Genomic DNA, 9,611 nt, shown 5'->3' with positions numbered 1-9,611 from the left:
GCTGGAAAATCTATTATACCGAGTTGCATTCAAAAATGAAGCGAGGCGACGAGGAGGAAGCGACGGAGGCGTACATTTTAGTACGTCGAGTCGATGACGACGAAGGCAACGAAGCTGCATGAATGAAAGCAGCTCGGTATTAGATCTCCACAAAGCACCTGAGTTGCTTCGACCTTGTAGGGTGTCGCAGCTTTTTCAGTGCCTTTGCCTCTATCTGCCTTATCCTTTCCCGTGTTACATCGAAGACCTGACCAACCTCTTCAAGTGTGTGATCATGTTTTTCACCGAGACCAAAGCGCATCCTTACCACCCTTTCTTCTCTCGGCGACAGGGTAGCAAGTATCGTATTCAAATGCTCTATCATATCATCGAATATTGCTGAATCCTGCGGCGTCAGAGTTCCTTTATCCTCAATAAAATCAGCAAGATGAGTATCCTCGTCATCGTTGATCGGGGTTTCGAGGGAGATAGGTTCCTTGGTGATCCTCAAAACCTTTCTCACTTTATCCGCTGAAAAACCGATGCGCTCGGCTATCTCGTCGGGGAACGGTTCTCTCCCCAGTTCCTGAACAAGCCCCCTTGAAACCCTGATGATCTTGTTGATTGTTTCTATCATATGAACCGGAATTCTTATTGTCCGGGCCTGATCTGCTATCGCCCTCGTAATAGACTGCCGTATCCACCATGTAGCATAAGTGCTGAATTTATAGCCCCTTCTGTATTCAAACCTGTCAACGGCCTTCATGAGACCGATGTTCCCCTCCTGGATCAGATCAAGGAGAGAGAGTCCCCTGTTGATATACCTCTTGGCGATGCTTACAACAAGCCTTAGATTCGCCTTTACCAATTCATTTTTGGCGCCGGCAAAGCCCAGCTCAGCAGCTCCGATATGCTTTATATTATTCTTCAATTCCCGCGCCGTAATGCCCATTTCCTGTTCAAACTTTGCCTTCCTCGCATTCATCAACGCCAGATTTTTCTGCCTTTCCCGCCCTTTTAGATTCTTGCACTTCTCAATCTCATGTTCTATCTTTCCTATCCTCTCAAGATAGCGCCTCATTCTCTGTATGATCTTATCGACGATCTTTCTGCTCAGATTTATCTCTGTAATGATCCCCTGCACCTCTTGCCGGTATCTTTCTCTCGCCCTGGGGCTGCCTTGTGCAGAGCTGGCATGGGCATCTTTCAGCTTCTCCAGGAGCGCCATGACCCTCTCTTTCTGAAATTCAAGCTCAGTGTCCATCTCCTCTTCATCGTCCACTTCCATGGTTATATCTTTTACCGTTGTTTTTGAAGTCTTAAGCGCTACAAGGGCATTAAGCAACTCTTTTACCGTCCCGGGGAAAGATAGGATAATCTGCTTGATCTTCTCTTTTGATTCTTCCATCTTCCTGGCAATCTCCTTTTCTCCTTCCCGCGTCAGTAACGACATACCCCCCATCTCTTTGATATAGTGGCGTATCGGATTGACCAGTTCCCCATTGTAGGGGTCAAGCTCTTCACTCAGCACCTCTTCAATCCCATTGTTGTCAATGGCATTGATATTACCTTCACTCTCGATGTCGAACAATTCAATATCATCCAGCAGGCTTTCTGTCTTGTCACTGTTTGAGATTAATACATAAAGCTCCTTATTATCCGTTTGCTCCTCATAAGGAAACAACCTCCTCACTTTTTCAGGCATGGTCACCTCACTATAAAAAATTATTTTTTATAACTGTTAGAACCTGCCTCTTCTTTTCAAGTAACTCCATAATCGCCCCCTCATCTCCCCTTTTTTCTGCTTCTGACAGCTGTTCCGTAATCTTCCTGGATTCTTCCCTGATGAATTGTTTTTTAAGATGTTTGAAATAATCGAGCAATACCCTTTCCAGTTCATCATCGCCAAACTCCGCCGTGTCAAACGCTGCACTGAGAACAAATTCCTTCAACTTCTCCTTTTCGAGGACCTCAATAAAGCTTTTCATCTCCAGCTGCTTCGTTTCGGTATAACTGTCCAGCATCTTTACCAGTATCTCTTTTACATCCTCATCCCTGACGTATTCTATCACCTCCTTTCCTTTAAAAAATTCCAGTAGATCGGGATTTTGAATAAAGGCACTGACAACCTTTTTGCCTATGATATTCACTGAATCGGCCTCTCCGGGGGTAGTTTCACCTTCCCCTTCCCGGTCATAACGCGTAAAATGGGTCTCCTCAACGCCCGTAAGCTCTGACAGCCTCTTGATGTAGAGTCTTTTTTTTACGCCGTCATGGATCATCTCTATATAGGGCATAACGACCTTGATCAGTGACTGTTTTCCTTCGAGGGTCTTTATTCCTTCCTTTTTCATGTGATAGTCAAAGTAATAGTCGAGGATCGGCTTTTTTGTCTTGATAACGTCCCTCACTGCTTCAGCACCCTCTTGCCGGACAAAACTATCGGGGTCATGCCCTCCGGGGAGGAGGACCATGGCGCCGTTAAGATCCATCTCCGCGAACATCCCGATAAGCCGCAACGCACTTTTTATCCCGGCCTCATCACCGTCAAGCATGAGGGTAACATTATTCGTGTAATTCCTTAATTTCGTGACCTGCTGTTCTGTCACCGAAGTCCCCAACGTAGCAATGATATTCCGGAAACCATGCCTATACAGGGCGATAAAATCAAAATACCCTTCCACGATAAAGACCTCATTCTGCTCAGCAATGTGCTTCCGCGTCTTATCAATACCGAACAACGCTGTCCTTTTCGAAAACACCGATGATTCCGGTGAATTGATATACTTGGGCACACCTTCTTTCTCAAGGGTCCTCCCGCCAAACCCGATGACCTTTTTGTTCACATCAAAGATCGGGATGATCACCCGTCCCCTGAACATATCATAGAGGTCCCTGTCCTTCATCCGTACAATACCTGTACCCAGATAGACATCATTGGGGATGCCGGAATCCTTGAGAAAGGCCTTCAACCTGTTGCCTGAGGGGTCACTGTAACCGATCCTGAATTCCTGTATCGTCTCCTCATCGATCCCCCTCTTGTTGAGGTATTGAAGGGTTGTCCGGGCATTCTTCAGGTTATCAAAATAATATTCTGAAAGCCTTGCAAGGGCATCGAAGTTGCTTGCCCTTCGCGGATCACCCCTCCTTTGTATCTCTACGCCGTATTCCTTCGCAAGACTCTCCAGGGCCTCCTGAAAATTCAGGTTTTCATATTTCATGAGGAAATTGATCGCATTCCCTCCTTCACGGCATCCAAAGCAATAATATATTTGTTTTTCAGTACTTACTGTAAATGAAGGAGATTTCTCTTTGTGAAATGGGCATAACCCCATGTAATCCTTACCTGCTTTTCTTAATTTAACATACTGAGAGACTACATCAAGGATGTTGATCCTCTCGAGTAATTCTTCAAGGGTAGTCTTCATATCAACTCTACTATCGTAACGCCTGCATTTTTTTCATCACCACGTACCTTCTTGCTGTAACCGGCGTCAGAGAGGTGACTTCTTACGGCTTGCATGAGCCTCCCTGTTCCTATGCCATGGACTATCTTTACCGACGGCACGCCCTGAACCATTGCCCGGTCGATAAAGATGTCCAGTTCCTTCAAGGCCTCTTCGACCCGCAGACCCATGATGTTCAGTTGCGGGGTTTCTATCCTTTGGACATCTATCTGAATAGGATTTATCTGGGGGGGTCTGCCTTCGGGGGTTATCTTATGGAGGTAGACCTTCTTTATCTTTGTCCTGACATTGCCTATTACTACCTCGCAGGATTCACCTTCCCTGTCCTCATCGATGACATATCCACTGCTTCCCAGGGTTTTGACTTTGACAAAGTCCCCTATGGCTATCTTTTCTTCTTCAGGAATCTCTTCCCTTAGAAATCTTTTTCTAAGGTTTTTCAATTTCCCCTTACTTCTTGTTATAGACGCTCTTTCCTTTTTTGCAACCTCTTTTTTAATTTCTTCTATCTCAATCTCCATTTCCGAGAGCCTGCTCCGGCATTTTTCCTCTACCTTTTGTATATATTCCTCTCTCTTCTCCTTCAAAAGCGAAAGCCTCTTTTTAAACTCTTCCTTCAGCCCGGTCAGCTCTTTCCTTTCCTCGACCATATTCTTTTTTTCAGTTTCAAGGGAACTGATAAGGCTGTTCAGCATGTATTCCTGTTTACCGAGGTATTCATAGCTCTTCTCAATGATCTTCGACGGGACATCTATGTTCTTTGCCACATGGATCGCATTACTATACCCCGCAGTTCCATAAAGCAGCTTATAAAGCGGTTTTGAGCTGTCCATATCAAAGGCTGTGGCAACATTGATCGCAAAGGAGCGCGTGTATCCATAGGCCTTTAAAAGATTAAGATGGGTGGTTACTACCACCCTGCAACCCTTCTCCATGAAGGCGTCGATGACGCCCATTGCGATGGCAGATGCCTCCTGTGGTTCAGTAGCCCCGCCGATCTCGTCAATAAGGACCAGTTCATCCCCGTCGGCATGGTTGTAAAGGTCTTTGATCGCGTACATATGTGCCGTAAAACTGCTCAGTTCCATGGTGATGTCCTGCTCGTCGCCGATGAGCGCAAAGATATTTGAAAATAAAGGGATCACAGGCGTACCCGACGCCGGTATGTACAGACCGCTCTTTGCCATAACAGACAGGAGACCTATCGTCTTGAGGGCGGCGGTTTTTCCGCCCGCGTTCGGTCCGCTGATGATCATCACCCGTTTGTCGCTCCCCATCGTTATATCAACAGGCACCGTCTCGTTCTTTTTCGATATAACGATAAAGGGGTTCACGGCGTTCCTGATGTCTATGCCTCCCATGTTCTCTGTTACCTCAGGCCGCGTGCAACCGTACTCAATGGCGAAGAGTGCTATTGAATGACAAAAATCCAATTCCTGTATCGCGGCAAGGTTTCCTTTCAGATCCTGGGCAGATTCCCTGACAGACTCCGTAAGGTCCCTCAGTATCCTCTTCTCTTCCTCTCTTTCTTCATCAATGAGGATATTGATGCTGTTGTTCAGCTCCACGCACTCAACAGGTTCAACGAAGGAGGTCTTCAGTGTATGGGAGTAGTCGTGAACGATCCCCTTCAGGACCTCGTTGAAATTCGGCTTCAGAGGTATCACGTACCTGTTGTTGCGGAGGGATATATAAAAATCCTGGATGATCGGGCGCACAGGCTCTTTTTCCATGATCTTTTCGAGCTGTTTCCGGATCCTTTCGCGGAGCATAAAGAGGTCCGTACGTATCCTTGATAATTCGTAGGACGCGCTGTCTTCGATGTATCCCTCGATATTGATCGCCCTGGATATCTTCGCATGGAGCGCTGTCAGGCGTTTTATCCTCTCGAGGAGTTCAGATATAAAAGGTTTCTTGTTGTGTGTCCTCTTTAAAAAGGAAAGGATGTCATCACAGGCCCTGTTAAACCCTGCCGTTAAAAGCAGTTCCTGCGCCTCCAGGACAGAGTCCCTGATAAAGACCCTCCTCACAATATCCCCTATATCGGGGATGTCCGAAAGGGGGACCTTGCCATCCCATTTGATCACCTCGAGGAGGGCATCGATCTTCTCCTGCCTTTCGGTAATCTCTGCACACGTTTTCAGCGGCCTTATGCCGGCAATAAGGTCGTGAACAAAGGGTGTTGAAGAATACTGGACAATGATATTGAGGAGTTTTAAAAAATCGAGGTATGATAAGGTTTTATCAACCATAGATGGCTTGACTACCTACTGTGAAGATAGTCTTTTAAGCACCATGGCGCTAAGTACTTTTCCGTCGATCCTCCCTGGATGTTTTTCCATAAGGAACTTGATAACCTTCCCCATGTCTTTCTGGCCCTTCGCCTCCACCGTATTTATAGCTTCATCTATGCCCGCTGCCATCTCCTCTTCGGTGAGCTGAGAGGGCAGGAATTCCTTGAGGATCTGCAGTTCCTTTTCTTCCTTTTCAACGAGGTCAAACCTCTGACCCTTTTTAAATCCTTCAATGGAATCGAAATGCTGCTTAATAGATGTTTTGACGATCGCGAAGAATTCGTCTTCTGATAATGCCCTGATCTTTTCGACTTCTTTATTCTTAATGGCAGCCAAGAGCATCCGCAGCACGGATACTCTCAAGCTGTCTTTTTGTTTTAATGCTTGTTTAAGTCCTTCCTCTATCTTCGATCTGTGATCCATTAATAGAGGCCTTTGTCCATTGTTCTTTTCAGCTTCTTCAAAGCCCTTTTCTTGGCCGCCAGTATCTTCTTTTTTCTCTTCACGCTGGGCTTCTCAAAATGTTCTCTCTTCTTGATCTCCGACAGTATCCCTGTCTTTTCGCACTGTTTTTTAAATCTTTTTAACGCGCTCTCAAATGATTCGCCTTCTCTTACAATAACTGCTGTCATTCATCTTTCCCTCCCTCCATATGCAAAACTCTGCCTTATTTACTTTATTTAAACCATCAATTTAAACCCAAAGCACAGTCAGAAGTCAATACATTTATAGTCTATGTATATGGAAACAAATCGGAAGAGAATCACCAAACACCAATAACCAATCACCAGATAATAACCAATATTCAATAACCAAACAGAGACTTTTGGGGTGTTTTTCCCGTTTGGGTATTCGATCATTAGATTATCGGGTATTAATTGGTGATTGGGATTTGGTTATTGGTTATTAGATCTTTTTAGCGTCACCCTCGGGCAACGTTGTGTATCCCTTTGTATTCAGCAACCATGGTCCTAAGGCTGTTCACTCTGTTCTTCCAACCGTTAAGATATTTTCCGTAAACCTCAGGCCTCAAGGCGGCAAGCCGCACATACCGCTGTTCCCTCAGCTTCAGGTAGGCTTCCACGTTCCCTTTTGATTGATCGAGAATCTTCTTCGCCATGGCCGGACTGTTCACATATGTGTCAAAATGCACCAGGCAGAGCGGGAACGGCAGGTCTTTGGCCCCTGATTTGTCCCATATCTTACGATAGATCATCTCAACCTCCGTCTTTGTTATATTCTTTATATTACCCTTGTACCCGAGCTCCCGGGCCGTAGATTGCAGTATCCCGTATCTTGATGATTCTTTTCCCCCATCCTCATGTACGTAGCGGCTGCCCTCTTTCGCAAGTACGAACTTGAGGCAGTCCGCAAATCTCTTGTTCTCATCGGAAGGCATTGTGCCGGACGTATCCGCCGGGTCTTGCCTGAAAGGGGTTCCCTGCAGTGCCTTCTGATCCATGGATTTTCGCAGAAGTTCATTGAAATGAAGATTTTTTGACCTGTTGAACGCTGTTAACCGTCCGCCTCTCTCCGCTGCGCGCATCTTCTGCAATACAACGACGGAATCGACAAGGTCTAAATAAGATGCCATTGGAAATTATTTTTGCAACATCTGTGCCAGTATCTGAATCGCCTGTATTTTACGATTAATAGCGATGGAATGCCTTCAAGATACAGGGGATGGGGCGGAAGATGCGTCGGGAAAATGACACCCGGAGAAGGATCAGGTTAAGGTTGAGGAGAATCAGGTTTAGCTTAACCTTAGCCTGAACCTTAACCTGCTTTTTGCTGATGGCTGTCAGCTTGAAAAAGGATTTTTCAGGACGATCGTGCTTTCTCTTTCAGGGCCGGTTGATATGATGTCGATACGTGCACCGGTCAGTTCTTCAAGCCTTTTGAGGTATCTCTTCGCGTTGGGAGGAAGGTCTTCATATTGTTTGACGCCGCGGATGGACTGGTTCCATCCATCAAGCTGCTCGTACCGGGGTTCGCTCCGATAGTAGTCCTGAATATCCATTGGCGGCTCGGAATAATATCGCTTGCCGATCTTGTACTCTACGCAGACATTGATCTTCTCGAAGGTATCGAGGACATCAAGTTTCATGAGGGCCAGTCCTGTGACGCCGTTCAGTTTCACTGCCCTCTTTACGATCACCGCGTCAAACCACCCGCATCTCCTGGGTCTCCCGGTCGTTGCACCGAACTCATCACCCAGTGTGCGCATCAGCTCGCCTTCGGGACCTGTCAATTCTGTCGGGAAGGGCCCCTCGCCAACTCTCGTTGTATACGCCTTGGTGATCCCGACAATACGATCTATGCTTGTAGGCGGCAGCCCTGAACCACAGGACATGTTCCCGGACATCGTATTCGAAGATGTCACATAGGGATATGTTCCATGGTCAACATCCAGGTACGTTCCCTGGGCGCCTTCAAAGAGTATGGCCTTTTTTCTGTCCAGACATTTATGGAGGAACGAAACAGTATCCGACGTATATTTCCGCAACAGTTTCCTGTACTGACTGTAATCCTTTATGATCTGCCTCAGCTTAAAACCTTCATCCTTGTAATATCTTTTGATAATGTAATTCTTGGTCTCGAGGTTCTGTTTCACCTTCTCTGTAAAGACCTTCTTGTCAAGCAGATCGATAACCCTGATCCCAAGCCTGCTTGATTTGTCTTCGTATGCAGGGCCTATGCCCCTTCCTGTTGTCCCGATCTTCTTTGTGCCTTTCGACTCCTTCAGGGCATCGAGCTTCTTGTGATAGGGCATGATGACATGGGCAAGGCCGCTTATCAAGAGCTTCTTGTCGTCTTTGATGAATCCAAGCTTTTTGAGTTCCGTGATCTCCTGTTCGAGCACCGCAGGGTCAAGCACAACACCGTTTCCGATGACACAGTACTTATTGTCGCGGAGTATGCCTGACGGGGTAAGATGGAGTATGACCTTTTGTCCATTGGCAACGATAGTATGCCCTGCATTGGGACCGCCCTGAAACCGTACGATCACATCAGCATAATCGCTCAGATAGTCAATGACCTTTCCTTTCCCTTCGTCACCCCACTGGAGTCCGATAACCCCTACATTTGCCATGGCTCATCTCCTCTGTTCTTTATTCCCCCTCTGCAAGACACTATATCTTTAATATACCTCCAGGTCAAAATCAAGCAGAATAGGAATACTACCGATAGCTCACGGCTGATGGTTACTTTCCCTTTTTCCTTTCGAACAGTTTACAGAGGAAACTCATGATCTTTACACTGAAGGCAAGGATCACGAGCGTTATAATCACCACAGAAAAACCAACGACTGCTATCCTGAGAGCCTCTGACCACATAATGTCCACCTCCCTGCCTTTTTTGTAAATAAAAAGGCCACCGCTTAAAGAACACTCTTTAAGCGGCGGCCCGACCGACATGTCTACTACCTTCAGGGATTAAGACACCCCTGAACCCGTTTGAATATTCGATTATGGATCCTCACCTATGTCATACAATACCCAGTAAAAAAATCGCCACTCGAAGAATTTTATATCTTCGGGCGGCGACCCTACCGTCCCTTATGGAGGAACTTCAGAAATTATACAAACATTTCTGAACCCATTCGCATATTCAATTGTAGATTCAGGGTATATATTAATCCTTGCCGTCACGCAATGTCAACATGTTTATAAGTATCCGGAACAACCGGGCTGTTTACCATATTGTGTTGTCGCGATGGGCTATGAATTGAACAGTCCCGGCGTGTCCTGCTTGCCTTTCATGGCGATATTGAGATGAGAAAATGCCTTTTCCGAGGCCTTTCTCCCCTGCGAGGTGCGTGTGACAAAACCTATCTTGAGCAGGTACGGTTCAACAACCTCTATGAGGA

The 9,611-nt window shown here is 46.2% G+C and carries 8 protein-coding genes and 1 pseudogene; all 9 read right to left on the bottom strand.

Features of this window, described 5'->3' with window-relative positions; genetic code table 11:
* Positions 1-139: 139 nt before the first annotated feature.
* Entirely contained in the window at positions 140-931 is a 792-nt protein-coding gene (rpoD, locus tag PHU49_10590; GenBank protein MDD5244451.1) for an RNA polymerase sigma factor RpoD, read from the bottom strand.
* Positions 932-1,390: 459 nt separating this feature from the next.
* Positions 1,391-1,684, bottom strand: a pseudogene (locus tag PHU49_10585) (sigma-70 factor domain-containing protein).
* A gap of 10 nt (positions 1,685-1,694) precedes the next feature.
* Positions 1,695-3,407: a DNA primase gene (gene dnaG / locus PHU49_10580; protein MDD5244450.1), complete on the bottom strand. Its 1,713-nt coding sequence runs from the start codon at positions 3,405-3,407 to the stop codon at positions 1,695-1,697.
* Positions 3,404-5,698 carry a Smr/MutS family protein gene (locus tag PHU49_10575; GenBank protein MDD5244449.1) on the bottom strand — a complete coding sequence of 765 codons (2,295 nt, stop codon included), beginning with the start codon at positions 5,696-5,698 and terminating at the stop codon, positions 3,404-3,406. The genes dnaG and PHU49_10575 overlap by 4 nt, the downstream gene beginning before the upstream one ends.
* A gap of 15 nt (positions 5,699-5,713) precedes the next feature.
* Positions 5,714-6,163 carry a GatB/YqeY domain-containing protein gene (locus PHU49_10570; protein MDD5244448.1) on the bottom strand — a complete coding sequence of 150 codons (450 nt, stop codon included), beginning with the start codon at positions 6,161-6,163 and terminating at the stop codon, positions 5,714-5,716.
* Positions 6,163-6,372: a 30S ribosomal protein S21 gene (gene rpsU / locus PHU49_10565; protein MDD5244447.1), complete on the bottom strand. Its 210-nt coding sequence runs from the start codon at positions 6,370-6,372 to the stop codon at positions 6,163-6,165. Before rpsU ends, PHU49_10570 begins: the two co-directional genes overlap by 1 nt.
* A 290-nt stretch (positions 6,373-6,662) precedes the next feature.
* Complete coding sequence (locus PHU49_10560; GenBank protein ID MDD5244446.1) at positions 6,663-7,334, bottom strand: glycosyl hydrolase 108 family protein; 672 nt, start codon at positions 7,332-7,334, stop codon at positions 6,663-6,665.
* 207 nt (positions 7,335-7,541) lie between these two features.
* Positions 7,542-8,834: an adenylosuccinate synthase gene (locus tag PHU49_10555; GenBank protein MDD5244445.1), complete on the bottom strand. Its 1,293-nt coding sequence runs from the start codon at positions 8,832-8,834 to the stop codon at positions 7,542-7,544.
* 112 nt (positions 8,835-8,946) lie between these two features.
* A complete protein-coding gene (locus tag PHU49_10550) occupies positions 8,947-9,078 on the bottom strand; it encodes an OadG family protein (GenBank protein ID MDD5244444.1) in 132 nt (43 codons plus the stop codon).
* Between the last annotated feature and the right edge of the window lie 533 nt (positions 9,079-9,611).

The sequence above is a fragment of the Syntrophorhabdaceae bacterium genome (genome assembly GCA_028713955.1).
Taxonomy (GTDB): domain Bacteria; phylum Desulfobacterota; class Syntrophorhabdia; order Syntrophorhabdales; family Syntrophorhabdaceae; genus UBA5609.
Note: the sequence above shows the minus strand (reverse complement) of the source record. Positions and strands in the feature narration are given on the sequence as shown.

Coding starts and splice junctions, on each gene's coding strand:
- rpoD (MDD5244451.1), bottom strand. CDS start 931: ATGGGCATTACGGCGCGGGAATTGAAGAATAATATAAAGCATATCGGA.
- dnaG (MDD5244450.1), bottom strand. CDS start 3,407: ATGAAGACTACCCTTGAAGAATTACTCGAGAGGATCAACATCCTTGAT.
- PHU49_10575 (MDD5244449.1), bottom strand. CDS start 5,698: ATGGTTGATAAAACCTTATCATACCTCGATTTTTTAAAACTCCTCAAT.
- PHU49_10570 (MDD5244448.1), bottom strand. CDS start 6,163: ATGGATCACAGATCGAAGATAGAGGAAGGACTTAAACAAGCATTAAAA.
- rpsU (MDD5244447.1), bottom strand. CDS start 6,372: ATGACAGCAGTTATTGTAAGAGAAGGCGAATCATTTGAGAGCGCGTTA.
- PHU49_10560 (MDD5244446.1), bottom strand. CDS start 7,334: ATGGCATCTTATTTAGACCTTGTCGATTCCGTCGTTGTATTGCAGAAG.
- PHU49_10555 (MDD5244445.1), bottom strand. CDS start 8,834: ATGGCAAATGTAGGGGTTATCGGACTCCAGTGGGGTGACGAAGGGAAA.
- PHU49_10550 (MDD5244444.1), bottom strand. CDS start 9,078: ATGTGGTCAGAGGCTCTCAGGATAGCAGTCGTTGGTTTTTCTGTGGTG.